Origin of the sequence: Parasphingorhabdus sp., assembly GCF_048269915.1 — a bacterium.
Classification (GTDB): domain Bacteria; phylum Pseudomonadota; class Alphaproteobacteria; order Sphingomonadales; family Sphingomonadaceae; genus Parasphingorhabdus.
Map to the genome: position 1 here is coordinate 149,835 of NZ_JBLWTY010000003.1, position 22,811 is coordinate 172,645.

Here is a 22,811-nt window from a genome sequence, read left to right on the forward strand (position 1 = left end):
TGTGAAATTTTTGCGTGTTCGTCCGCTTCAGTCATGTCTTTGCTGCTTGCAGCCTGCCAGACGCCTTCTGATCAGTCGAACCGCGTTGCCGCAGACTATCTGATCGAAAATGGCATTGTTTACGATGGCAGCGGAGCCGCCCCCCGGGTCGCGGACATAGCGGTCAGACGCGACCGGATTGTGTTCATTGGCGATGCGACCGATAATCAATTTGCTTTTGCTGATAGGATCGACGCGTCGGGCTTGATTGTGGCTCCCGGGTTTATCGATCCGCACACCCATGCGGACAATGAACTGGTCTCGAGCTATCCGGAGCAACGCCAGAACAAGGCGTTCGCGTTCCAGGGGGTTACGACCGTTGTGGTTGGAAATGACGGCTATGGCCGTACCGACATATTGAAGCTGGCAACGAAGGCACGGCAGGATGGTATCGGCACCAATGTCGCCTATCTTGCCGGGTTCGGATATATTCGCAAAAGCGTGATCGGCGATGACGATCGTGCGCCGACGGAAGCGGAATCGGCGCGGATGAAAAATATGATGGCCCAGGCCATGTGCGAAGGGGCGGTCGGCCTGTCCGCCGGGCTCTATTATACGCCGCAAAATTTCGCCAAGACTGCAGAAGTCGTGGAACTCGCCAGAATTGCCGGTCAACAGGGCGGATATTATGACACCCATTTGCGCGATGAAAGCAGCTATAATATTGGCCTGATCGGGGCAGTGGACGAGGCGATAGAAATTGGTGAGCAGTCCGGAGCAGCAGTACATATTTCCCACATCAAGGCGCTGGGCCCTGCGGTCTGGGGACAGAGCAGCCAGATAATCTCGCTGATCAACGCAGCGCGAGAAAAGGGCCAAAAAATTACCGCCGATCAATATCCCTGGGCCGCTTCGGGTACGCGGATAAGCAATGCACTGGTTCCGAGATGGGCTCTGGACGGAGGCCTTGCGGGCCTGCGCGAACGTCTGAAAAATGCAGCCATGCTTGACCGGATCAAAAGCGATATGGCCGGAAATCTGGAACGGCGCGGCGGAGCGGATAAATTGCTCATTACCGGTGCTTTGGGCGGTGCTGGAATCGAACCTGGTCAAACATTGGCGGACCTTGCCGTCCAGAGCAGAAGCGATCCGCTGGATGTCGCTATCGATATGCTGAAAACCGGTGATGCGCGGGTCGCCTCGTTCAACATGAACGCGAAAGATATCAGGGCCTTTGCCACGCAGGAGTGGGTGGTTACGGGGTCGGACGGCAGCACAGGACATCCGCGTAAATATGCGAGCTTCCCCAAGGCCTATCGGGATTTTGTGGTGGAGGGGAAAATATTGTCCCTTTCCCGCTTCATCCGCCGGAGCAGCGGACAGACGGCTGACATTGTGGGTGTGAAAGATCGCGGCTATCTCAAGGTCGGGATGGCGGCAGATATTGTAGTTTTTGATTCGTTATCATTTGCACCAATGGCAAGTTACGAACAGCCGCGCCTGTTATCGACCGGCGTGCGCTATCTGTTTGTCAACGGCCAACCCGCGATATCCGGCGGACAATCGACCGGAGCCTTGCCCGGAAGACCGCTGCTTAAGGAAACTCCATGTTGAAATTCTGGTTCAAAATCCCGTTGTGGCAGCGTGTCGTCGGGGCACTTGTGCTGGGCATAGCCGTGGGGCTGTTCTGGGGGCCGGGGGCTGAAAGCATCAAGTGGATCGGAGATCTGTTCATCCGGGCGATCAAGATGCTGATCGTGCCGCTGATTTTTTTCTCGCTGGTATCCGGTATCGCTGCGCTGGGAGATTTGAAGAAACTCGGCAATGTAGGCGGCAAGGCCTTGCTGCTCTTTGTCACAACCGCGATAATTTCGGTTTCGCTGGGCCTTACCATGGGCTCGATTTTCCAGCCGGGCATAGAGCTGGACATAAGCCTGCCAACCGGCGTTGAAATTCCACAGCCGGCCGCAACCTCGCCAACCGATATGATCCTGGCGCTGATCCCGGAAAATCCGGTGATGTCGATGGCGGAAGGGCAGATATTGCCGCTCATCATCTTTGCCATGCTGTTCGGCATCGCCTTGCTCATGGCCGGCAAGGATGCGGCTCCGATCATTCGCGGCGTCGATGCCGGGTCCGTCGTGATGCAGAAAATGACGATGCTGGTGATGGAGCTGACGCCCTTTGGCGTGTTCGCGCTCATGGCCTGGGTCGCCGGAACATTCGGTTTCGAGGCCTTGGTGCCTCTCGCGAAAATGGTGGCGCTCAACTATGCTGGCTGTTTCATCATCATCCTAATTGTCTATCCTGTCATATTGAAGACAATCGCCAAGCTCCCTGTCATCGATTTCTTTCGCGGTATTGTGGATGCCCAGGCTGTTGCCTTTTCAACGGCGTCGTCCAACGCGGCTTTGCCCGTCACCTTGCGCTGTGTGCAGCGCAACCTCGGCGTGTCCAAAAGCGTCGCCAGTTTCACCGTGGCTCTGGGCGCGACGATCAACATGAACGGCACTGCCATGTATCTGGGTCTGGTCGCGCTGTTCGGCGCGCAGATTTACGGGATTGACCTCACCTGGACATCCTACTTGCTAATCGGCTTGACCGCGACATTGGGGTCCGTCGGTGCCGCCGGTATTCCGGGTTCCGGGCTGGTGATGATGAGTCTGGTTCTCAGCTCGATCGGAGTGCCGCTTGAAACGATCGCTTTCGTTGCCGGTATCAATCATATCATGGATATGATGCGGACCATGACCAATGTTACTGGTGATGCCACAGTGGCTGTTGCGGTCGGCCGAATGGCAGGCGAGATTGATGTCGAGGAATATATTTCCGCAGATGACGTCTAGCTTTCCGGCTAGTTTTCAAAAATCAGCTCGGCCAGTTGTTCGCCGGATCCCATGGCTAGTGTCCAGCCCAGCATGCCGTGGCCGGCATTTATCGCCAAAGTGGGGCTGGGCCGCGATATTATCGGCAGGGAATCAGGGGTCATGGGACGCAGGCCCGACCAATGGTGTCGCGGCGCGCGATAGTCTGCGGCTTCGGGCAAGGCCGCCTGCGCGGACGCTATCAAGTCAGCCATTCTGTCGGGTCTGACATCGGGGCTATCATCGCCCAGATCGGCCAGTCCGGCGATCAGAATTTCGTCTCCAATCCGCGTGAAAACCAGCTTTCGGGCGACATCGGTGATGCTGACCTGAGGACTGGCCTTGGTCGCGGGAGCAATGAAGGAATAGCCTTTCATCGGGTAAATGGGTGCCTTTATATTCATTGAGCGTAATAATTTTCCAGCAGCGGCTCCTGAACAGACAATCGCGATATCCGCCTGCAACTCTTCACCGGAATCCATTGTGACAACCGCATGATCGCGATCCGACTCTATCGCCTTGACGGCACTGTTGAACCGCAGCGAAGCGCCATATTCGCGAGAAATAACGTCTCCCAGCCTGCCGGCAAAAAGGGCAGCATTTCCGGTTTCCTCGGTCGGTGCATAGATCACGCCTGCGACGGGGCAGGAAACTGCATTTAAAGCGGGTTCGATGTCGGTGGCCTCATCATAGGTCAGCGCCATCTGCCGCTCCTGATGCCGGGCTTTCATATACATGATGGCGCGCCCTCTGGCAAAGGCGGCGTCGCTGCCAAAAAGTAGCATCTTGCCTGCGATGCGGTGACCAAATTCGATTTCATGCTTGGCTAGCAGTGCCGCCATCGCATCGCGCGATTTTCGCGCAAGCATCAGGCCATTTATACTGTTGTTCCGAAATTTTTGTTCGGTGCAGTTTCGCAGGAATTGCAATTTCCACCTGATCGAAGCAGCGTCAAACCTTGGGTATATCCGGAACGCCGGGTCACAGCCAAGCGCAAGCCGCGGGATCTTGCCCAGTAGATCACGGCTCGCCAGCGCATCGGTATAGCCGTAGCTCAACTGCCGTCCGTTGCCGTAGGAAGCACCCATGCCGGCACCTGGCATCGCATCGAGAATCGTTACGATCACACCGCGCCGCGCCAGCGCATAGGCGCTTGCTATGCCGACAACACCGGCACCAATGATCAACGCTGTGCGAGGTGTTCTCAATCGCTCTTCCCAAAATTATTACGCTTATCTTGTTTATATTGTTGCCGATCATCCAATATCGTTAAACATGTCTAGCATAGCCTTTGGCTATGAGCTTTTGTCCGATCAGCATTGGATGTTTTTCCTGTTTCGCTTATCAACTTTCCACGGTTGCCCGGGGCCAAAGCCTATTCGCAGGAAAGCGAGAATCATCATGCATATTGGAAAGCCAGCACAGACGACGATTTTGCATGGATCTAGTCGTGCTATAAAGGACCGCTATCTCATTGTCCTTGGGCTCGTGGCTTGTTTCCTTGCATATACGCCGCTGATCGCAGGCCAGCCCGATATAGTGGTGATAGAAGGGAGAGTGGTCGCAGATAATAGCAGTCTTGCCGACAGTGAATTGACGGTTTCCATTAACGGTCAAAGTTTCCCCGCGAAGATCGGCAGTCGCTATATTGCACGCGTTCCACAGGCTGATATCTATCAGCTTCGCTTCGATAGCCAAGCGGTCTTCACGGGGATTTACACCTTTGCAGAAGCAGAACTCCAGCAGTCGGGGGATGGCCAATATCTTGTCCCGCAAGTTGAACTTGTCGCGCGTCAACCGGGTCGTGTCGAACTGATTTTTGCCGGGGATCTGATGATGGGTCGGCGATTTGAGAAACCCCTATGGCGTTCGTCACCGCTGATCCGTCCGGCCACCCGAGCCAGCGATATGGCGGCTCTGCTCGCGCCAATGGCCGATTACCTTCGCGCGGCCGATTTCGCAGCGGTTAATCTGGAAACGGTTCTCGTTGCAACCGAGCCTCCTGGAAAAGCGCCGAAGTCGGTCACATTCTTCAGTCATCCTGACACTGCCACTGCCCTGAAAGGCGCAGGTATAGATTATGTGACTTTGGGGAATAATCATGTTTATGATTATCTTGATACAGGGATGCAATCGACGACAGCAGCGCTGGACGCGACCGCCCTGCTTTATTCCGGTGCTGGTCACTCAGAAGAAGACGCACTGAAGGCAACCCGTATCGACATTGGCGGACAGAGATATTCGATGCTCGGTTTTGTCGGGTGGGCGGGCAGAGTGTCTCCCAATCAGGTTGCCGAGACCGACAAAGGCGGGGCTGCGCACGGAACGGCAGAAAATATCACCCGCGCGCTGCAAAGTGAAGTTGCCGATAATCGTATTGCCATTGTGCAATATCATGGCAGCAGCGAGTATAGCGATGGCCCCACGAAAATATCACAGGCCCGTCTGAGAAATGCTGTTGATGCGGGCGCCGATCTGGTGGTCGGCCATCACCCCCATGTCACCCATGGGCTGGAAATCTATCAAGGCAAGCTGATCGCCTATTCTCTGGGTAACTTCTTGTTCGACCAGTATTTTTTTGAAGCACAGCTGGCCTATGTTCTCAAAGTCTGGATGGACGGTGATCAGTTTTATCGGGCAGAAGCGATCCCGATCCAATTGCTTGACTATCGGCCAGTACCGGCAGTCGCCGGAATGCGTGAAGGGGTCTTGCGCAGGCTATTCGGTCAATCTCGGGCGATGGGAACAAGACTGTCCATGTCCGGCGGCCATGCGGTTATCAAGAATCCGGCGGCGGTGGAGGATAGCCCCATAATGGCGTGCCCTGATCCAGAATTCGGCGAGAGCGGGGTGAAGCATCGGTCATTCAATCTGGAGACAGGCCCAGAGGCTTGCACTGATCAACCTGGCGTCCGGCGGGATTGGGGAGAGGATGTCTGGCATCGCGGAGATTTTGAATCTGGCCAATATCAGGGGGCAATTGACCAGAGCTGGGAGGTTGAGAATGCCGATGCCTCATTGTCAGAAAATCGTCGGTCGGGGCGTTATGCATTACAACTTCGGCAGATCTCGACCAAAGACAGTGTCTCGATCACTCCGCGGACTTTTTTGAGAGTTTTGAAAGGTTCTGAATATTCAGTTGCCGGATGGATCAAGGCAGATCAGCCATTCCAGCTTTCAGCATCTCTGCAATCCAGACCAACAGGTATGGATCGGTTTCAGGCTTTGACGGAAGCCGAATGGAAGAATATGGGATCCATTGCGATTCCGGCGGGAAGCTGGCAGCACTTCTGTTTTAACTTTACACCAGTGCATTCGAAAAAAGGCAAGTTGCTGCCTATGCGGCCCAGCTTGCAAATGACCGGATCTGACGGGGGCATCATATTATTGGATGATTTTGCTGTGATCGAACAGGCTGGAACAGACAAACGCTTCAACATAGCGGATCGGTTGCGCCAGAATTTTTGGATAGACGGCAAAGCTATCAGCCCGAAGACGCCTGCATCTTCTAAGCAGTAGCGATGCGGATTTGACCAAAAGTTTTGGGTGATCCGGTCGGCCTTTCGAGCAGTGAATATATTCTTGGTCTGATAGCTAAAAGCAGCAAATGCTATTTTGGTCAGATCAAACCATCATATGAATGGCCGCCATGCAAAATCTTCTTCAATTGCTATCGCTATGGTTTCGAACAGAGGCGCGATACGCTGGGTGTTTATCCGCGCGTCACATTGGCAAAGGCAAGGGCCAAAACAAGGCCATGACAGAAGTTAAGGATCTGCTTTGTAAGAAATCAAAACAAGGCGCTCAGCAAATATCGCCGCGAACTGAGCGGTTCAATCGTTCTAGACGAACAAAGATATAGATATCGAGCGCAGAATTGAATCTGATACCCCGCAGATACCCCAGCGTATTTCGCGCTTCACGCACCATCCATAAGTATTTGAAAATATGGTGAGCCCTGCTGGGTTCGAACCAGCGACCTACTGATTAAAAGTCAGTTGCTCTACCGACTGAGCTAAGGGCCCACAATTGGCTGGTGAATTGCACAAAGCCGTTGGGAAGCGCTTCCCTAGGGACGCTTTGGTATATGGTCAAGCGGCTTTGGCGCTTTTTTAGGGTCGTTTTTTGGGTCGCCGGTTTCGAAGCTCCAGTTGGGCGACCGTGAAGCCGGTCAGGGGATCGCGCCAATCGCCTGCTATTTCCGCCGCCGGCCCGAGAACAAAGCTGCGTTCGCGCATCAGGGGATGGGGGATGGTGAGGGCCGGTTCGGCGCTGACATATGCGCCTCCGCTCCACAGGAGGATGTCAAGATCGAGCACCCTGCGCGACCATGACTGGCCCCGCCGACGGCCGAATTCGGCTTCGACCTGCTTGAGCCTGGCGAGCAGGGCAGGGGGAGGCAGCGGCGTTTGGATGACCGCAACGGCGTTGGCATAGGTGCGCTGGGACGGGCCGACCGGGCGGGATGTCATCACGCCGGATGTCACCGCGATGGTCAGATCTTGTCCTGCCAGCCGCTGCAACGCCGCTGCAATAATGTCACGCGGCAAACCAAAGCGCTGGTGGCGCTGGTTCGACCCAAGGGCAATCAGGAAGGGCATATGTGGCAATCTGGCTCCTGTGCAGTACAGAAAGGGCGGGAACGGAACAAATGGTTCCAAGCGGGTGGTTCGGCTGCTATCATGCGATCAATGCCAAGGAAATCAAGGAGAAGCTTCGTGCGTCAGCCTCACATCACCTTATCGGGCGTGATAATATTATCTCTTCTGGCGGCCGGTTGCAGCCAGAAAGGCGAATCTCCGGGCGAAGTCAGCGGCAATGTCGCGCGGGCAGCGCTGGTAGGTGCGGATGACACGCAATATGGTGAAGTGATTGTGGCGCAGGGCGATGATGGTCTGCTTGTCAATATTGCGGTGGAAGGCATGTCGCCCGGCGCGCACGGTGTGCATATTCACGAATTTGGCAAATGCGAAGGACCCGATTTTAAATCGGCAGGCGGCCACTGGAATCCTGCCGCAAAAGAACATGGTTTCGATAATCCGCAAGGGGCCCATGCCGGGGATTTCTTCAATCTCGACGTTGGTGCGGACGGGACGGGGGCTCTGGAGGCCGTGATTCCCGGTGCCACGCTCAGCGGCCCGGAAAATGCGCTGCTGGATGCAGATGGCGCCGCCTTTGTGGTGCACGCGGGGCGGGACGATTTGAAGACCGATCCGTCGGGGGAAAGTGGTGGACGCCTGGCCTGCGGGGTCTTTGTCGGCGGTCGCTGAACAATGCCAAACCGTTGATAGTCTCCAGAGTAGTTTTATGCACCAGTCCGTCCTGTTTGTCTGCCTCGGCAATATCTGCCGCTCTCCACTTGCCGAAGCCGCTTTGCGGGCGGAATGTGCTGCAGCGGGGCTGAATATCATCATCGATTCTGCCGGTACTGGCGATTGGCATGTCGGACAGGCTCCTGATGAGCGTGCGCTGGCCGTTGCAGCGCGAAACGGGGTCGATATCGGGCATTTGCGGGCGCGTCAGGTGACCATCGCGGATTTTCGCGATTTCGATCATATCATCGCGCTGGACAACCAGAATCTGCGCGACCTGACCGAAATCCGGCCTGCCAAAGCGGTTGCGAAACTGTCCCTGTTGTTCGACCATGTTGCGGGCCGGGCAGGCGAGGATGTTACCGACCCCTATTATGGCGGGGACGAGGGGTTTGACCAGACCTGGACAGAGGTAACCGCGGCGGCGCGCGGCCTGAGGCGGTTGTTCGAAGACGGTTGAAGCCGCGCGACGGGCTCGATCGGGAAAACCCGCTCCAGCTTGCTTGCCAGTCAATTTCGGCCCCGTAGCCAGCAATGGTTATTTTGGAATAGCAAACCGGTTTCTCTTGAAAAAACCGCGAGATTACCCGATATTGATATCAATGGAGCCTTGTTATCGGCTCGTTAATTTGAGGAGTATGCATATTATGGCTTGGCAGGATCCAAGAACAACCTTCGGTCAGCCCCCTGTTGGCACCGCACAACAGACGCAGGTCGCGTTTGATGCCGGTTTGCGTGCGTACATGCTCAAGGTCTATAATTACATGGCGAGCGGTGTATTGCTCACCGGCATTGTCGCTATGCTGTTTGCTGGTTCCGGCATGGCGCAGGATATCATGTTCGGCGGCGGACCGCTGAAATGGCTGATCATTCTCTCGCCGCTGGCAATCGTATTTGCGATGAGCTTCGGGCAGAATAAATTCTCGACCTTCACGCTTCAGGCGATGTTCTGGGGCTTCGCGACCCTGATGGGTCTGTCGATGTCGACGATTTTCCTGGTCTATACCGGAGCATCGATCGCGCAGACATTCTTTGCCACCGCAGCCGCTTTTCTGGGGCTTAGTCTCTATGGCTACACGACCAAGAAAGACCTGTTCGGTTGGGGCAGCTTCCTGATCATGGGTGTCGTTGGCTTGCTGGTCGCGATGGTGATCAATATTTTTCTCCAGTCCACGATGATGCAACTGGTCATCAGCGCGATTGGCGTGCTGATCTTCGCGGGTCTCACCGCCTATGACACGCAGCGGATCAAGAGCATGTATGCTTATGTTGCCGGTACGGACATGGTGGGCAAGACGGTCGTTCTGAGCGCGCTCAGCCTGTATCTGGACTTCATCAACATGTTCCAGTTCCTGCTTACCTTCATGGGCAGCCAAGAATAGGCCGCAGCCTTACGCCAGAATATCAAAAAAGCCCGGCAGGAAACTGTCGGGCTTTTTTGTTTGGCGGTTCGTCGAGATTTACGCGCAAATGCTGGACAATTGTGGGGACCAGCAATATGGAAATCGCTGTTGTTCTGGGAGAGTAAAGTAATGCCGGGTATCAAGGATTTTCGTTTACTATTGGTAGCAGGCGGTCTGACCCTGCTCGCCGCCTGTCAGACGGCTCCGCCACCGCCACCGCCTGCTCCGGTTATCCAGCCACAATATACGCCGCGTGCGCCCACGCCGCCATTTGGCGCGAGCGAACTGTCGGTTGTACCCGCACTTCGGACTGATGGCCTGCGGGACACTATCAATCGTGATCTCGGACCGCTGGAGACCTTGTGGCATGTCCGGGCCGCGTTGAACGTGGCGGCGCTCAGCTGCACCGGCCCCCTATATGAACGGCTGGTCGGCGACTATAACGCGTTTATCAACAACAATAGCGCTTCCCTGCGCAATGCCAACAACGCTATTCTCCGGAAATACCAGCGGGAAATCGGAAGCGGGTACAAGACCGAGCATGACCGTCATCAGACGCAATTATATAATTACTGGTCTTTCTCTCCGCTACGCCGGCCCTTTTGCGATCAGGCCGTCCAGGTGAGCCAGCGGGCCATCGTCACCAAATCTGCCGATCTCGCCACATTCGCGGCGGAAGCTCTGCCGGAAATGGAAAAGCCGTTTACCGATTTCTATATCGCCTTTGAAGAATATCAGCGCGATCTCGACGCCTGGCGGGTGCAATATGGGCAGCCCGAACCACAGCCAGTTGTCAGCGAACAGGCGGAGTCTCCGACTTTGCCAATTGAAGAACCATCTGCGGGCTAGTAAAATTATTCTGCGTATAAAAAGGCCGGATGGGAAACCATCCGGCCTTATTTGTTTTGCAGATGAATTCTGTCAGCCATTCTCGGCAATCAAGGCGTCATCGATTGCCTTGGCCGCTTTAAAGGCATCACGGCCCGTCAGGCGTTTCGCATAAGCAACAAAGGAATCCCGCTCGGGCAGGGTGCCGAATTGCATGCCCCACACGATCTGGGCACCGCCATAGACATCGGCCATGGTAAAGCGAGTGCCACAGACGTAATCATCCGCCTGAAATTTCGCATCGAGAACATCGACAACCCGGTCATAATTCCCATATCCGGCGACTCTTTCCTTGTCCTCGGTAACTTCGAAACCCAGTGAACGGTTGGTCACTGCCGCTTCAACCGGACCTGCCGCAAAGAACAGCCAGCGGAAATAATCGGCTCGCTCGGCTGCCGCAGGCGCGAGACCGGCGTCGGGAAAGGCCTCGGCCAGATAGGCACAGATAGCGGCACCTTCTGTGACCACTTTTCCATGATGTTCGATCGCCGGCACCTTGCCCATCGGATTGACCTTCAGATAGTCGTCCGCCTTCATCGTCGTCCCATATTGCAGCAGGATCTGGTCATAGTCAGCCCCGGCTTCGTGCAGGGCCCAGCGCGCGATCTGGCCGCGCGACATCGGGTTCGTATAGAATTTCAGTGCCATACTGTCGCTCCTGTTGCAGGAGGAGAACATACAAAGAACAAATTGATTCTGTCAACGCTGCTGTGCGTGGGGCGCCAAAAAAAACGGCGTGGAACCAGCCACGCCGTTTTGGTTGTGTCAGGGTTTCCAAACCCGGTTACGATCGCGCTCAATCGGCCTTGCTGGGCGATTTTTTCTTCGGCGATTTCTTCTTCTTGGTCTTGGGCGCGGCGGCCGTCACCTCGAAGCTAAGGGCCTTGTCCTTGAGGTGGACCTTGACCTCGCCGCCGTTCTTGAGCTTGCCGAACAGCAATTCTTCCGCCAGCGGCTGCTTGATCTTCTCCTGGATCAGCCGGCCCATCGGGCGAGCGCCATAGAGCTTGTCATAGCCGCGCTCGGTGAGCCATGCCTGAGCATCCTCATCCAGCGTGATATGGACATTCTGGTCGGCCAGTTGCAGTTCGAGTTCGAGAATGAATTTCTCGACCACCCGGGAAACGACTTCCGGCGGCAGATAGGCAAACGGCACGATTGCATCAAGCCGGTTACGGAATTCGGGTGTGAACATTTTCTTCACCGCCTCGTCGCCGGCATCTTCCTTCGACATATTGCCAAAGCCGATGCCTTCCTTGGCCATGTCGGATGCCCCGGCATTGGTTGTCATGATCAGCACCACATTGCGGAAATCGACCGTCTTGCCATGGTGATCGGTAAGCTTGCCGTTATCCATGACCTGCAACAGGATATTGAACAGGTCGGGATGCGCTTTCTCAATCTCGTCGAGCAGCAAGACGCAATGCGGATTCTGGTCCACGGCGTCGGTCAGCAAACCACCCTGATCATAGCCGACATAGCCTGGAGGCGCACCGATCAGACGCGATACGCTGTGGCGCTCCATATATTCGGACATATCGAAGCGTTTGAGTGGAATGCCCATGATCGACGCCAATTGCCTTGCGACTTCGGTCTTGCCGACGCCGGTCGGACCACTGAACAGATAATTGCCGATTGGCTTGTCCGGTTCGCGCAGTCCCGCACGGGAGAGCTTGATCGCACTGGCCAGTTTGCCAATGGCTTCATCCTGGCCAAAGACCACCCGCTTGAGATTGCGTTCCAGATTTTCCAGCGTTTGCTTATCATCCTTGGATACAGATTTGGGCGGGATCCGCGCCATTGTCGCGATCACTGCCTCGATATCCTTGGTCGTGATCATCTTCTTGCGCCGCGAAGGGGGCAACAGCATCTGCATCGCACCGACTTCGTCGATCACGTCAATCGCCTTGTCCGGCAGCTTGCGGTCGTTGATATAGCGGGTGGAAAGTTCGACCGCCGATTTCAGGGCGTCGGGCGCATAGCGCACCTTGTGATGCTCCTCAAATGCGCCGCGCAGCCCGGCAAGAATTTTGATCGTATCTTCAACAGAGGGCTCATTAATATCGATTTTCTGGAACCGGCGAAGCAAAGCGCGGTCCTTCTCGAAATGATTGCGGAATTCCTTGTAGGTGGTTGATCCGATACAGCGGATCATCCCGCCAGAAAGCGCGGGCTTTAGCAAGTTTGAGGCATCCATCGCCCCGCCGCTGGTCGCACCCGCACCGATAACCGTATGAATTTCGTCGATGAACAGGATCGCGTCCGGCATTTTTTCCAGCTCGGACACGACCTGCTTGAGCCGCTCCTCGAAATCACCGCGATAGCGGGTTCCGGCCAGCAACGCGCCCATGTCGAGTGAATAGATCACGGCCGGTTTCAGGACGTCAGGGACATTGCCTTCGACAATGCGCAGCGCAAGCCCCTCGGCGATAGCGGTTTTACCGACGCCGGGTTCGCCGACATAGAGCGGATTATTCTTTGACCGCCGGCACAGGATCTGGACCGTCCGGTCGACTTCCGCCTGCCGCCCGATCAACGGATCAATACGGCCATCGGCAGCTTTCTTGTTGAGATTGACGGTAAACTGATCGAGTGCCGTTTCTTTCTTGCTCTTTTCCTTCTTCTCTTCATCCCCCTCGACGCCTGACAGCTCTGCCGGTTCGACCGTCTGGCCACCCTTGCCGACACCATGACTGATATAGCTAACCGCATCGAGCCGGCTCATATCCTGCTGCTGAAGGAAATAGACCGCGTAGCTTTCTCGTTCGGAAAACAGCGCGACCAGGACATTGGCGCCAGTGACTTCATCCTTGCCGGACGACTGGACATGCAAAATTGCCCGCTGCACGACGCGCTGGAAGCCCGACGTGGGGGAGGGGTCGATTGCTTTCTCGACCTTCAGCGAATCCAGTTCACTGTCGAGATAGAGCGCCACGGCATCTTCCAGTTCACCCAGATCGACACCGCAGGCATTCATCACTTGAGAAGCATCCCCATCGTCAATCAGTGCGAGAAGAAGATGCTCCAGCGTCGCATATTCGTGGCTACGATCAGCGGCATTTTTGAGCGCCTGATGCAGGGTTTTCTCGAGTGATTCAGCGAATGACGGCATATACTTAACTCCAAAATTGGGGCGATACTCTTGCCCCGGTTGCCGAAACTGATGCTATGTGATCCGGTTTCGGGCTTTAACAAATTGCTTGCACTCTAGATCGTGAGCCCAGACGGAAAGGTCAAGAGGCGCGGCATCGGAGTTGCGGGCATCAAGCCAAAGCAGCCAGTTTATTCTCTCTCTTCTCCAATTCGTTCAATATCGATCGCTATGATCCGGAATATTATCAGGCAAGGGTAACAAATGCCTCCGCATTTGCCAGCATTTATCAGTTTTTGAACAGATTTTCTGCATTGGCACGATGGGACACAGCGGAACTTTTCTTCGCTTCACAGCGGCTTATCTCCGACTTTAACAATGATATCCGCTGATCCAGTTCGTTCACCGATAACGGATCCAGGTCCTGTTTGATCAGCAACGCCACGGGATCATTGGCATTGCGCGGTAAATTTTCGTCATCATCCATGAATCGACATGCCTCCTGCAGCACAATGTTGACCGCTCGCGCTTTGCTGTCAATAAGGGCCGACAATAAGGGAGGTCGCAAATTTCCTGGAGGATATTCAATGTCCGTATCTGAACTATTGCAAAAAGACATGGCCGCCATCGCGATCAGCGAACCGGGTGGTCCCGAAGTATTGAAATTGGAAACCATGGCGGTTCCACAGCCCGGGCAGGGAGAAGTGTTGATCCGCGTCGCCGCTGCCGGGGTGAACCGGCCGGACGTTGTCCAGCGCATGGGCTTTTATCCGGTGCCGGAGGGGGCTTCGCCTCTGCCAGGCCTGGAAGTATCCGGAACCGTGGTGGCGCTGGGAGAAGGCGTCGGACCCGAATGGACAGACCGCAAGATTTGCGCGCTGACCAATGGCGGCGGCTATGCTGAATATTGTGTCGCACCGGTGGGTCAATGTCTGCCGGTTCCGGACTGTCTGACCATGGCCGAAGCGGCAGCCTTGCCAGAGACGCTGTTCACTGTTTGGGGCAATTTGTTCAATCGCGGTTTCGCCCGGGAAGGCGAAACCGTGCTGGTCCATGGCGGCACCAGCGGCATTGGCACGATGGCGATCATGCTGGGCAAACTATTTGGCCTGACCGTGATTGTGACCTGCGGGAGTGATCAGAAATGCACGGCGGCGAAACAGATCGGCGCGGATCATGCGATCAACTACAAGTCCGAGGATTTCGTCGAGGTCGTGAAGGCAATCACCGACGGGAAAGGGGTTGAGATTGTCCTCGATATGGTCGCTGGCGACTATGTTGCGCGCAACATAGAATGTTTGAAAGACGATGGCCGTCATGTGACGATCGCGGTTCAGGGCGGGGTTCAGGCGACGGTCAATATGGCCCATATCATGATGAAACGGCTGATCCTCACAGGCTCAACCCTGCGTCCGCAATCGGCCGAACGCAAATCGCTGCTGGCCGATGATTTGCACAATTATGTCTGGCCCGAGGTAGAGGCCGGCAGGCTCAAACCAGTGATGGACGAAAGCTTCCCGCTGGCCGATGCGGCGAAGGCTCATGCCCATATGGAAGCAGGAAACCATATCGGAAAGATCGTGCTCATCGTCGAATGAGTGGCGGAATTCCGTCACCAAAGCTTCATAAAATGCGAATCATGCTGTAATATTCCAAGGGTAAGGCCGGGGCCATGGACAGTTTCCATGGGAGTAAAAAATGGCCAAGCAATTTCCTCCGTTTACCAAAGCAGATGTCCCGCTGCTTGATGCTGATCGCTACGAAGCAAGGTTGAAGCGCAAACCACGGGTTCGTTCGCGGGACCGGACCCGGTACCGGACTGTCTGGATATCGGACATCCATTTGGGTACACGTGGTTGCAACGCCGATCTGCTGATCGATTTTCTCGACCATGTCGACAGCGATACGCTCTATCTGGTTGGTGATATTATCGATGGTTGGCGGATGAAGAAGAAATTCTTCTGGCCGGACAGTCATAATGACATCATCTGGCGTATATTGAAACGAGCCAAGCGCGGCACGCGTATCATCTATATTCCCGGTAATCATGACGAGATGTTTCGCCAGTTCACAGGCCTGAACTTCGGCGGTGTGGAAATCCGGCGGTCCGCTATTCACGAGACCGCTGATGGTCGTCGACTGCTGGTTCTGCATGGCGATGAATTTGACACTGTGATGCTGGCCCATCGCTGGCTCGCTTTCGTTGGCGACGCTGCCTATACGACGCTGATGCGGCTCAACTGGCTGGTCAACACGGTCCGCACAAAAATGGGCTTGCCCTACTGGTCGCTTTCCAAAATGGCCAAGCACAAGGTCAAAAACGCGGTCGAGTTTATCGGCCGCTATGAAGAGCTGGTCGCCAAGGCTGCCGAAAGTCGTGGCGTCGACGGCGTCGTGTGCGGCCATATTCACACCGCCGAACATCGCGAGATCAAGGGGATTGAATATTATAATGACGGGGATTGGGTCGAGGGCTGCACGGCTCTGGTGGAATGCGATGACGGCACCATGGAAATTCTCCACTGGGCCGACGAGATCGCTGCGCGAAATGCAAAAGAGGATCAGCCGGTAAAACTGGTCTCCGTGGACAATGGCATGGATCAGGCGGCATGAGAATCGCATTGGTTACGGACGCCTGGTTTCCCCAGGTGAATGGTGTGGTGCGGACACTTGACAGCGTCGTCCGGTTGCTGCGGCAATGGGGGCACGAGATTTTGGTGATATCACCGGATCAATATCGCTCTGTCCCGGCTCCGAGCTATCCCGAAATCAGGCTAGCCGTCACTCGGGCCCGGACCATTGGCAAACAGATTGAGGAATTTGGTGCGGAGGCGGTGCATCTGTCGACCGAAGGTCCATTGTGCATTCAGGCGCGCCGGTGGTGTCTAAGAAAAAATATGCCTTTTACAACCGCTTATCACACACAGTTTCCAGAATATCTTGCTAAGCGAACGAAGCTGTCTCCGCGCATATTCTGGCCCTATATCCGTTGGTTCCACCGAAAATCGGAAGCGATCATGGTGTCGACGGAAAGTGTCCGCAGCCAGTTGCGCGAGAAGCGGCTGCCCCATGTCCATCACTGGAGCCGCGGGGTTGATCTTGACAATTTTTGTGCCGATGCGCCGTCGCCGCCGATATATCGAGAGATCGAGCATCCTATCCAGCTCTATGTAGGGCGGGTCGCTGTCGAAAAAAATATCGAAGCTTTTCTGCAGACCGATCAACCGGGTTCGAAAGTCGTGGTCGGTGATGGGCCGGCGCTGGAAGATTTGCAGGCGCGCTACCCCGATGCCCATTTTGTGGGCAGAAAGTCGGGCCGGGAACTTGCCGGCTATTATGCCGGGGCGGATGTTTTTGTATTTCCGAGCAAAACCGATACATTTGGCCTTGTGATTATCGAAGCGCTGGCCTGTGGTACGCCGGTGGCGGCCTATCCGGTGACCGGGCCGGTCGACATATTGACGGCCAATTGCGGCGTTATGGACGACGATCTCAATGTCGCGATTCAGCGTGCTCTCAAGCTCGATTCCGCAGATTGCGTTGCGCATGGCGGAGATTATCACTGGGATGCAAGCGCCAACCAGTTTCTGGCCGGTTTGGTTCCACAGCAGCAGCGGCTGGAATATCATTTGTCGCGCCGGATTCTGGCCAAGGCGATTTTTGCGCGGGTTTAGCCAAATATCTTGCCGACTCCCTCAAAACGGCCTACACAGGCTTCCAACAGGCCGTCTCCGCAAGGGGGCGGCCCTTTATTTTTATATTGCCGCTGGCTCGGAAACGCCAGCTATTGGAAGGATGCCATCATGGCCGAACAATTGACCCCTCTTATGCCGCATGCGACCGCCAGCTGGCTGGTCGACAATACGGCGCTCAGTTTTGAGCAGATTGCCGATTTCTGCGGTATCCATATTCTTGAAGTCAACGCGATGGCGGATGATCTCGCCAGCTCCAAATATACCGGTCGCGATCCGGTGCAGGCGCACGAACTGACTCACGAAGAAATCGAGAAAGCCGAGAAAGACCCGGATTACCGGATGGTTATCCAGAAGGGACCCGATCAGGTGCGCCGGACCAAGGGCCCCCGCTATACACCGGTTTCCAAACGTCAGGACAAGCCCGACGGCATCGCCTGGCTGCTGCGCAATCACCCGGAAATTTCCGATGCGCAGGTTGGCAAGCTGATTGGCACGACGCGAACGACGATCAATGCCATACGCGAGCGCGAGCATTGGAATATTGCCAATATCGTGCCGAAAGATCCCGTGACGCTGGGCCTGTGCTCACAGCGCGAACTGGACGCTGTTGTCGCCAAAGCCGCGAAAAAAGCCGGTATTGAGCCAGAAGTGGCGGAAGACACCAAGCTGGGCGGTGACAAGGAAGCTTTGATTGCTGAACTGCGCGAAGAGCGTGCGCAAGCAGAGCGTGATGCGGAAGCCGCGCTATCGGGTGAAGCCGAAGAGGACGCAAAAGCGCCGGTCGAACATACAGCCGAGACGCTTTTCAAGGATAGTTGATCCGAAGTTTAATCAATCGATTAAATCAGGTTGCGCTTGCCGGGGCTGAGCGTCTATGGCTGGTCCATGGATGCTCCCAAAAAAACGCCCGCTTATGATGCAATGCTTGCCGATCACGGGTTTGAACCGATTGAATCGGAGGGTCTGACCTATCCGCTTGGCGATTATGAACCGAAATTCGGTGAATATTTTGAACTGATGCCCGGTATCGGCTGGACCCGCACACCGGTTCCTGGCCCGCTCGGCCATATCAACAACTGGGTACTGGCCGATCGCCATGCTGATGGCAGCGACGGATTTGCGATTGCCGACACCGGATTGTTCATGCCCGAAGTGATCACGGCCTGGAAGCATCTTTTCGAAGAGGGCGCGTTGCAGGGGCAAAGCGCGACGAAAGTGATTGTGACCCATTATCACCCTGACCACGTGGGTTGTGCCGGTTGGCTGGCAAAGCGGTTCAAGGCGCCCTTGCACATGAATCGCACCGAATGGTTGCTTACCCGGCTATTGATTGCCGATAACCGGGATGGCGCACCGCAGGAGGCGCTCGACGAATGGCGGTTTTGCGGTTGGGACCAGCATCTGATCGACGATTTCGCTGCGAAGGGCTGGGGGCGTTTTGCCCGGGCGGTGTCGGACCTGCCGATTGGCCACATCAGAATGGAAGAAGGGACGCGGCTGGAAACCGGCGACCATGAATGGCGGGTGATGATTGGCAATGGCCATACACCCGAACATGCCTGTCTGATTGATGACACGGCCAAGGTGATGATCTCCGGTGATCAGATCTTGCCGCGGATCACTTCGAATATCTCGACCATGATCAGCGAACCGACGAGCGATCCGCTTGGCGAATGGCTGGCGAGCATCGCCCGGTTCCGGGCGGAACTGGACAATGAACTGCTTGTATTGCCTGCCCATGGCCGCCCTTTTCTGGGCGCACATCAACGGCTGGACGCGCTGGCGCTACGGCATAATGAAGCGCTTGACGATCTCGAGCAGGGCTTGCGTGAAAAGCCAAGGCGTGTTGTCGACAGCTTCCCTTATTTATTCAAGCGCGAGATTACGCCGGACGTTATCGGCATGGCTAGCGGGGAAGCGATGGCGACGCTCCGGCATCTTGAATATACCGGACGTGCCACACTCACGATGAAGGATGGTATCGCCTGGTACAGCGCCGCTTGAGGCGTGCCCGCCACATCTTCCTAGTTCACCAGGGTTTTCGCATTGGGCGGTGGTTCGACCTCGCCACTGGTGCAGTGTAGCGCATAGCCACGCAGGAATATGACCAGTGCGATCAGCGAAATAATTCCGGCAAGCCCGAAGGGTGCACCGGGCAGATAATGGATCGATCCGGCGACGGTAAAGGCCGCGAAAACGGCGGCAAACAAGGGCGGACCGATGACCGAGGCCATGCTCTGCAAACTCGCCACGGCGCCTTGCAATTCACCTTGCGTCTCGTCGGATACGGCATTGCTCATCAGACCGTTGATCGAGGGTTGAAACAGGCCCTGCAGCGCTCCAATCGGAATCGCGACAAAGATCAACCATCCCTGGTCGGGGCCGGCGATTACGTAGAAGATAGAGCTGGCGGCCATGGAAACCGCGCCGACGATGACTGCATTGCGTTCACCGATACGCGGAATTAGCACCCGGATCAAAACTCCCTGAACAATGGCCGCGCCGATTCCGACACAGGCCAGGGCCATCCCCACGGTCCACTCGCTCCAGCCAAAGGATTCGATTGCGTAAAAGGCAAAAATAATCGGATAGACGACATGGGCGGTCATCCACACGGTCAGTGCAGCCGCATACCAGAAAACAATCTTGTTCTGGCCGCTAAGCCCTTTTAGCGCGACAAAAGCGTTGGCGCGGGCCAGTTTGAATGGCCGCCGCTTTTCCGGTGGCAGGCTTTCCTTGAGCAGGAAAAATCCGAACAGCAAGTTAAGCGCGGCCAACAGGCCCGCTGCAAAAAAGGGCAGGCGGGCGCCATATTCGCCCAATATGCCACCAATTGCGGGACCGAAAATAAATCCCAGTCCAAAAGCGGCGCCGATCAGTCCGAAATTCTGGGCACGTTTTTCGGCCGGAGAAATATCTGCGATATAGGCATAAGCGGTGCTGAAACTGGCTCCCATGATTCCGGCAATGATCCGCGCGGCAAACAGCCAGAGTAGCGATGCGGCAAATCCCATCAGGACATAAGCGATGGCATAGCCACCGAGCGCACCCAGCAGCACCGGTCGCCGTCCAAAACGGTCAGACAGATTGCCGACGATCGGGCCAAAGACAAATTGCATCGCCGCATAAGCAAAAGCCAGCCATCCGGCATAGACTGCTGCCTGAGAAACCGTGTCTCCGGTGATACTCGTGATCAGTTTCGGCAACACCGGCATGATGATGCCGAAGCCCAGCATGTCGATCAGCACGACGAGGAAAACGAAGACCAGCGAGGACTTGGCAGAAGAAGGAGAAGCGGATTCGGACATTCGCCTTTCCCCTACACTCAGGGGGCGAGGAAAGGGAGGCAAATATCCACGAATTTTCTTGGGCAGTGTGACCAGAATATTTGATCAGGAAATTTCCCCAAGGAAATCCATTGTCAGTTCATCCGGCTTCACATACACAATTGTCAATGACCGATATATTTCACGAACAGCCTCCGATCTGGAAAACTCGCTATAATCATCCCACCCGGTGGGACCAGTTCTACCCGCCTTTATCAATGCCGGGCATGTTTTTCCGCTCTGCCGGTCGCCGGGGCGACGCCAATCTGCTGGATTTCATGGGCCGCAAATATAGCTATGCAGAGGTTGCTGCCGGGGTAACCCGCGTGGCCAAGGGGCTTCAGGATCTCGGTATCCGCAAAGGCGACCGGATCGGGCTGTTCCTGCCCAATGTCCCACATTATGTCAGCGCTTATTACGGCGCAATGGCGATCGGCGCGACGGTCGTCAATTTCTCGCCCCTCTATACGGTGGAAGAGCTCAATCACCAGGTCGAGGATAGTGGCACCAAAATATTGTTTACACTGTCGGCCACGGCGGTTTTTCCGACCGCCTATCAGGTGCTCGAACAGTCCAGCCTCGAACGCTTGGTGGTCGGAAGTATTTCAGGCGCGCTGCCAGCAGGCAAGGCGCTTTTTTACTCGCTGTTCCGGCGCAAGGAGAACAGCCCGCAACCGGCAGATGACCGGATCACAACCTTTTCGGATTTGATCAACAATGACGGCAATTATAAAGCGCCCAATATCCGTCCGGAAAAGGACATCGCATTGCTGCAATATACTGGCGGTACGACCGGCACCCCGAAAGGGGCGATGTGCAGCCATCAGAACCTGAGTGCGAACGCCCGGCAGATTAACAGCATTGATCCCTATATTGATGACGAAGACCGCCTGATGGGTGTGCTGCCGTTTTTCCATGTCTTTGCCAATAGCGCTGTGCTCAACCGCACGGTAGCGCGCGGGGGGGAGATTGTCATGTTGCCGCGCTTTGATGCGAAGCAGACGCTGAAGGCGATTAGCCGCACGAAAATTACCGCAATGCCTGGCGTGCCGACCATGTATCAGGCGTTGCTCGATCATCCCGATATCGACAAAACCAATTTTTCGTCGCTCAAGGTTTGCGTTTCGGGCGGTGCGCCCTTGCCGATGGAGCTGAAGCAGAAGTTTGAGGCGAAGACCGGCGCGAAGCTGATCGAGGGCTATGGCCTGACCGAAAGCTGCGGCGTGGTCAGCGCCAATCCTTATGAAGGACTCAACAAATCCGGGACGATTGGCCAGCCGGTGCCGGGGACGTTGGTGAAGCTCGTCGACAAGGGCGATCCGACCAAGCCGGTACCACAAGGTGAGCCCGGGGAATTGATATTCTCCGGCCCGCAAGTGATGCAGGGTTACTGGAACCTGCCGGAGGAAGACGAGAATGTATTTGTCGACGGATTCCTGCGCACCGGGGATGTCGCAACCATTGATGAAGATGGTTATATCAAGATTGTCGACCGTTTGAAGGATATGATCGCGGTCGGCGGCTTCAAGGTCTTTCCCAGCCAGGTAGAAGAGGTGCTGTACAAGCATGAAGCGGTCAAGGAAGCGCTGGTGATTGGCGTTCCCGACGCTTATCGTGGGGAAAGTCCCAAGGCCTATGTTGCGCTGGAGCCCGGCACCGCCGTCACCGGCGACCAGCTCAAGGCGTGGCTCAATCCCCAGCTCGGTAAGCACGAACGGGTTGTCGATGTTGTGGTGCGCGACAGTCTGCCCAAGACTATGATCGGGAAGCTGGACCGAAAAACGCTGCGGAGCGAGGAACTGGACTAGCCAGATATTTGCGAATGTCTCGCTAATATTTCGTGCGATAAAATCGCGAAACCTTCAGTTCCGCAAAAAGCGCGGCTGCCTTTCATCGGTCCCGCCAGCCACCAGGTCTCCGGTACCAGCCCTGCTTCGTGTGGACCCATCGGGACCGTTCCCAGACCTTGTTTCGGGGCGGATTGCGGTCCCAAAAACCATTGACCCAGACGAACTGGACACCTGTCCAGTTCCAATAGCCATCAATCCAGACCGCACCAACTATGGGGCGTGGCGGAATGACCACGCGGCGGGGCGGTGGCGGTGCATTGGCGATGAACGAGATATGCAGTCCGATCGGTGCCCGGCCATCCCGATAGGGCGAATGCATATGGCCAACACAGCCCGTCAGGAAAGTCGCTGCAGCGATAGCTGCTCCAGTATATTTTCCGCGCATGATTTTTGGCTCCTCTGG

At 55.7% G+C, this 22,811-nt stretch carries 20 protein-coding genes and 1 tRNA gene; 13 read left to right on the forward strand and 8 right to left on the reverse strand.

Annotated elements, in window-relative coordinates:
- Positions 1–33 precede the first annotated feature (33 nt).
- Positions 34–1,593: an N-acyl-D-amino-acid deacylase family protein gene (locus ACN0WX_RS09195; RefSeq protein ID WP_417622018.1), complete on the forward strand. Its 1,560-nt coding sequence runs from the start codon at positions 34–36 to the stop codon at positions 1,591–1,593.
- The gene (locus ACN0WX_RS09200; RefSeq protein ID WP_417622019.1) at positions 1,587–2,825 is read left to right on the forward strand and encodes a dicarboxylate/amino acid:cation symporter; all 1,239 of its coding nucleotides are present in this window, start codon (positions 1,587–1,589) and stop codon (positions 2,823–2,825) included. Before ACN0WX_RS09195 ends, ACN0WX_RS09200 begins: the two co-directional genes overlap by 7 nt.
- An 8-nt stretch (positions 2,826–2,833) precedes the next feature.
- Here ACN0WX_RS09200 and ACN0WX_RS09205 read toward each other — a convergent pair whose 3' ends face one another.
- The gene (locus ACN0WX_RS09205; protein WP_417622020.1) at positions 2,834–4,051 is read right to left on the reverse strand and encodes an FAD-dependent oxidoreductase; all 1,218 of its coding nucleotides are present in this window, start codon (positions 4,049–4,051) and stop codon (positions 2,834–2,836) included.
- Here ACN0WX_RS09205 and ACN0WX_RS09210 point away from each other — a divergent pair.
- Positions 4,023–6,362, forward strand: a complete 2,340-nt coding sequence (locus tag ACN0WX_RS09210; protein ID WP_417622021.1) for a CapA family protein — start codon at positions 4,023–4,025, stop codon at positions 6,360–6,362. The two genes, ACN0WX_RS09205 and ACN0WX_RS09210, sit on opposite strands and share 29 nt — an antisense overlap.
- Positions 6,363–6,792: 430 nt before the next feature.
- Here the strand turns inward: ACN0WX_RS09210 and ACN0WX_RS09215 are convergent.
- Positions 6,793–6,868: transfer RNA gene (locus tag ACN0WX_RS09215), tRNA-Lys, on the reverse strand.
- Positions 6,869–6,955: 87 nt separating this feature from the next.
- Entirely contained in the window at positions 6,956–7,444 is a 489-nt protein-coding gene (gene folK, locus ACN0WX_RS09220; RefSeq protein ID WP_417622433.1) for a 2-amino-4-hydroxy-6-hydroxymethyldihydropteridine diphosphokinase, read from the reverse strand.
- A 117-nt stretch (positions 7,445–7,561) separates the two neighbouring features.
- Between folK and ACN0WX_RS09225 the strand changes: the two genes are divergently transcribed.
- The 4 genes from ACN0WX_RS09225 to ACN0WX_RS09240 all read left to right on the forward strand — a co-directional run bounded on the left by ACN0WX_RS09225 (position 7,562) and on the right by ACN0WX_RS09240 (position 10,407).
- Positions 7,562–8,113 carry a superoxide dismutase family protein gene (locus tag ACN0WX_RS09225; protein ID WP_417622022.1) on the forward strand — a complete coding sequence of 184 codons (552 nt, stop codon included), beginning with the start codon at positions 7,562–7,564 and terminating at the stop codon, positions 8,111–8,113.
- 37 nt (positions 8,114–8,150) lie between these two features.
- A complete protein-coding gene (locus ACN0WX_RS09230; protein WP_417622023.1) occupies positions 8,151–8,615 on the forward strand; it encodes a low molecular weight protein-tyrosine-phosphatase in 465 nt (154 codons plus the stop codon).
- Positions 8,616–8,793: 178 nt separating this feature from the next.
- Positions 8,794–9,537 (forward strand): Bax inhibitor-1/YccA family protein, encoded by a 744-nt coding sequence (locus ACN0WX_RS09235; protein WP_417622024.1) that lies wholly within the window; start codon positions 8,794–8,796, stop codon positions 9,535–9,537.
- A 150-nt stretch (positions 9,538–9,687) separates the two neighbouring features.
- The gene (locus ACN0WX_RS09240; RefSeq protein WP_417622025.1) at positions 9,688–10,407 is read left to right on the forward strand and encodes a hypothetical protein; all 720 of its coding nucleotides are present in this window, start codon (positions 9,688–9,690) and stop codon (positions 10,405–10,407) included.
- 72 nt (positions 10,408–10,479) lie between these two features.
- On the opposite strand, the gene ACN0WX_RS09245 is transcribed toward ACN0WX_RS09240, so the two are convergent.
- The 3 genes from ACN0WX_RS09245 to ACN0WX_RS09255 all read right to left on the reverse strand — a co-directional run bounded on the left by ACN0WX_RS09245 (position 10,480) and on the right by ACN0WX_RS09255 (position 14,024).
- Positions 10,480–11,094 (reverse strand): glutathione S-transferase family protein, encoded by a 615-nt coding sequence (locus ACN0WX_RS09245; RefSeq protein ID WP_417622026.1) that lies wholly within the window; start codon positions 11,092–11,094, stop codon positions 10,480–10,482.
- Between the two features lie 148 nt (positions 11,095–11,242).
- Positions 11,243–13,558: an ATP-dependent Clp protease ATP-binding subunit ClpA gene (gene clpA / locus ACN0WX_RS09250; protein ID WP_417622027.1), complete on the reverse strand. Its 2,316-nt coding sequence runs from the start codon at positions 13,556–13,558 to the stop codon at positions 11,243–11,245.
- 268 nt (positions 13,559–13,826) lie between these two features.
- Positions 13,827–14,024, reverse strand: coding sequence for a DUF1192 domain-containing protein (locus ACN0WX_RS09255; protein ID WP_417622028.1), 198 nt, complete (start codon positions 14,022–14,024; stop codon positions 13,827–13,829).
- A gap of 100 nt (positions 14,025–14,124) precedes the next feature.
- Between ACN0WX_RS09255 and ACN0WX_RS09260 the strand changes: the two genes are divergently transcribed.
- From ACN0WX_RS09260 to ACN0WX_RS09280, 5 genes are all read left to right on the forward strand, one after another.
- On the forward strand, positions 14,125–15,135 hold the full coding sequence (locus tag ACN0WX_RS09260) for an NAD(P)H-quinone oxidoreductase (protein ID WP_417622029.1): 1,011 nt from the start codon (positions 14,125–14,127) through the stop codon (positions 15,133–15,135).
- Positions 15,136–15,235: 100 nt separating this feature from the next.
- On the forward strand, positions 15,236–16,150 hold the full coding sequence (locus ACN0WX_RS09265) for a UDP-2,3-diacylglucosamine diphosphatase (protein WP_417622030.1): 915 nt from the start codon (positions 15,236–15,238) through the stop codon (positions 16,148–16,150).
- Positions 16,147–17,211 (forward strand): glycosyltransferase family 4 protein, encoded by a 1,065-nt coding sequence (locus ACN0WX_RS09270; RefSeq protein WP_417622031.1) that lies wholly within the window; start codon positions 16,147–16,149, stop codon positions 17,209–17,211. Before ACN0WX_RS09265 ends, ACN0WX_RS09270 begins: the two co-directional genes overlap by 4 nt.
- A 153-nt stretch (positions 17,212–17,364) precedes the next feature.
- Positions 17,365–18,051: a cell cycle transcriptional regulator TrcR gene (locus ACN0WX_RS09275; RefSeq protein ID WP_417622434.1), complete on the forward strand. Its 687-nt coding sequence runs from the start codon at positions 17,365–17,367 to the stop codon at positions 18,049–18,051.
- 66 nt (positions 18,052–18,117) lie between these two features.
- Positions 18,118–19,236, forward strand: coding sequence for an MBL fold metallo-hydrolase (locus ACN0WX_RS09280; protein WP_417622032.1), 1,119 nt, complete (start codon positions 18,118–18,120; stop codon positions 19,234–19,236).
- A 20-nt stretch (positions 19,237–19,256) separates the two neighbouring features.
- Here the strand turns inward: ACN0WX_RS09280 and ACN0WX_RS09285 are convergent, their stop codons facing one another.
- Entirely contained in the window at positions 19,257–20,540 is a 1,284-nt protein-coding gene (locus ACN0WX_RS09285) for a TCR/Tet family MFS transporter (RefSeq protein ID WP_417622033.1), read from the reverse strand.
- 146 nt (positions 20,541–20,686) lie between these two features.
- Between ACN0WX_RS09285 and ACN0WX_RS09290 the strand changes: the two genes are divergently transcribed.
- Positions 20,687–22,366 carry a long-chain-fatty-acid--CoA ligase gene (locus ACN0WX_RS09290; RefSeq protein WP_417622034.1) on the forward strand — a complete coding sequence of 560 codons (1,680 nt, stop codon included), beginning with the start codon at positions 20,687–20,689 and terminating at the stop codon, positions 22,364–22,366.
- Positions 22,367–22,448: 82 nt separating this feature from the next.
- Here ACN0WX_RS09290 and ACN0WX_RS09295 read toward each other — a convergent pair whose 3' ends face one another.
- A complete protein-coding gene (locus tag ACN0WX_RS09295; protein WP_417622035.1) occupies positions 22,449–22,793 on the reverse strand; it encodes a hypothetical protein in 345 nt (114 codons plus the stop codon).
- Positions 22,794–22,811 lie beyond the last annotated feature (18 nt).

Bases quoted from the DNA above. Each gene is read 5' to 3' on its own strand.
- ACN0WX_RS09195 (WP_417622018.1), top strand. From the start codon at position 34: ATGTCTTTGCTGCTTGCAGCCTGCCAGACGCCTTCTGATCAGTCGAAC.
- ACN0WX_RS09275 (WP_417622434.1), top strand. From the start codon at position 17,365: ATGCCGCATGCGACCGCCAGCTGGCTGGTCGACAATACGGCGCTCAGT.
- ACN0WX_RS09210 (WP_417622021.1), top strand. From the start codon at position 4,023: ATGATCAACGCTGTGCGAGGTGTTCTCAATCGCTCTTCCCAAAATTAT.
- ACN0WX_RS09240 (WP_417622025.1), top strand. From the start codon at position 9,688: ATGCCGGGTATCAAGGATTTTCGTTTACTATTGGTAGCAGGCGGTCTG.
- ACN0WX_RS09285 (WP_417622033.1), bottom strand. From the start codon at position 20,540: ATGTCCGAATCCGCTTCTCCTTCTTCTGCCAAGTCCTCGCTGGTCTTC.
- ACN0WX_RS09260 (WP_417622029.1), top strand. From the start codon at position 14,125: ATGTCCGTATCTGAACTATTGCAAAAAGACATGGCCGCCATCGCGATC.
- ACN0WX_RS09235 (WP_417622024.1), top strand. From the start codon at position 8,794: ATGCATATTATGGCTTGGCAGGATCCAAGAACAACCTTCGGTCAGCCC.
- ACN0WX_RS09265 (WP_417622030.1), top strand. From the start codon at position 15,236: ATGGCCAAGCAATTTCCTCCGTTTACCAAAGCAGATGTCCCGCTGCTT.
- ACN0WX_RS09280 (WP_417622032.1), top strand. From the start codon at position 18,118: ATGGATGCTCCCAAAAAAACGCCCGCTTATGATGCAATGCTTGCCGAT.
- clpA (WP_417622027.1), bottom strand. From the start codon at position 13,558: ATGCCGTCATTCGCTGAATCACTCGAGAAAACCCTGCATCAGGCGCTC.
- ACN0WX_RS09245 (WP_417622026.1), bottom strand. From the start codon at position 11,094: ATGGCACTGAAATTCTATACGAACCCGATGTCGCGCGGCCAGATCGCG.
- ACN0WX_RS09200 (WP_417622019.1), top strand. From the start codon at position 1,587: ATGTTGAAATTCTGGTTCAAAATCCCGTTGTGGCAGCGTGTCGTCGGG.
- ACN0WX_RS09290 (WP_417622034.1), top strand. From the start codon at position 20,687: ATGACCGATATATTTCACGAACAGCCTCCGATCTGGAAAACTCGCTAT.
- ACN0WX_RS09230 (WP_417622023.1), top strand. From the start codon at position 8,151: ATGCACCAGTCCGTCCTGTTTGTCTGCCTCGGCAATATCTGCCGCTCT.
- ACN0WX_RS09255 (WP_417622028.1), bottom strand. From the start codon at position 14,024: ATGGATGATGACGAAAATTTACCGCGCAATGCCAATGATCCCGTGGCG.
- ACN0WX_RS09295 (WP_417622035.1), bottom strand. From the start codon at position 22,793: ATGCGCGGAAAATATACTGGAGCAGCTATCGCTGCAGCGACTTTCCTG.
- ACN0WX_RS09270 (WP_417622031.1), top strand. From the start codon at position 16,147: ATGAGAATCGCATTGGTTACGGACGCCTGGTTTCCCCAGGTGAATGGT.
- folK (WP_417622433.1), bottom strand. From the start codon at position 7,444: ATGCCCTTCCTGATTGCCCTTGGGTCGAACCAGCGCCACCAGCGCTTT.